Origin of the sequence: Vulcanococcus limneticus LL, from assembly GCF_002252705.1 — a bacterium.
GTDB lineage: Bacteria > Cyanobacteriota > Cyanobacteriia > PCC-6307 > Cyanobiaceae > Vulcanococcus > Vulcanococcus limneticus.
Map to the genome: position 1 here is coordinate 1 of NZ_NQLA01000140.1, position 1214 is coordinate 1214.

The following is a 1214-nucleotide window of genomic DNA, read 5'->3' on the forward strand; positions in this document are numbered from 1 at the left end:
TTCTTTTTGCCTTGTTTGCCTTCTGGCTGCAGATTCTGAGCAGCCAGCTTGTAGCTCTGAAGCGCAACAAACTGCCATCAAGCGTTGAGACAGCTGCGGCTTGATAATCACTCAGCAAGGCACCTGACTGCCAGAATCTGTATTGGCGGCAGCGGCTCCGACTTTCTCAGGAGGCCCCACTTAAGAGCTGGAGATGATTCAATCCCAACACTTGAGTATGTTGAGAGTATTGGACATAAACTCTTCGGTCTTGGCGCGGCCGCAAGTATTCCAGAGCATGAGAAGGTCTGGAATATGAAGCTTCAGAATTATGGATTTAGGTATATCGATGAATTTGGGTCGCTGCTTGCAATGCTTGTCCGATCTGGATATGTCATGCCTCAAGAATTCTCAAGAGCTGCATTAGGACTAGACGCGCAGATTAAGTCTTCCAAGGCCAACCAGTCTTTCTCGGCTGCATGGTCGGTTTATCATGATAGCTTTGCCGATGATCAAGAGTTAGTCGTCAAGACTCTTTTTGATTGCGCCAAGGCCAACATAGCCTACCTGACCCCATTGGGCCTGAATAGTGTAGTAAGACTATTTAGGGAGCTGGGAGACGAAGAGCGGGCTGATGAGCTAATTGAATCTTATGTCGAGTCAAGGAGAGGAGACCTAGGGCTGCTGAATTTATCGAAATACTCTTTTTCAGAAAGAGTCACTGATCAAAAGATTCGAGATGTCTTCGAACTGGTTTGCACCGATGCAGCGGCAAAAGAGTCTCCAAGAGAAGTTCTACTGAGACTGGCAAGCTCAAATGGGTGGAATCCGGAAGATGAGATAGTTCTTGCTGGAACAGCTCCAGAGACTCTATATCAGATTTTCAAAGAAGAGTGCGGACCTCGCCTTGGGTCCATGGTAAATGCGTGTCTTCAGTTTGGCACGTTCGTTAACTCCAGCGAGAGACAAAAGCAAGTGGCCGCTAATGCGACAGAGGCATTGAGAAGAATCGCAGGAGAAAGCAGGCTAAATGCACTTCGAGTCAGTAAGTTCGGTATTGGCGTTGAAGACGTATAGCAATTCCCTTGAGTGGATAGGCCGCCACCAATTCTCTGAACTTGCCCTGCACTCCAGGGCCGCCTAAAAGTCTGTCCACGGTGTCATCCGCGCCCCTGTCAGCATCGGTTTAGGTCGGTGGGTCTCACCGCTGGCGATGCCCGACATCTCTTCCGCCG

General features: G+C 49.3%; 1 protein-coding gene. It reads left to right on the plus strand.

All coding sequences use genetic code 11. The features are described 5' to 3' along the window. The first annotated feature begins 84 nt into the window (after positions 1-84). Positions 85-1056, plus strand: a complete 972-nt coding sequence (locus CJZ98_RS18645) for a hypothetical protein (RefSeq protein WP_157911101.1) — start codon at positions 85-87, stop codon at positions 1054-1056. The last annotated feature ends 158 nt before the right edge of the window (positions 1057-1214 follow it).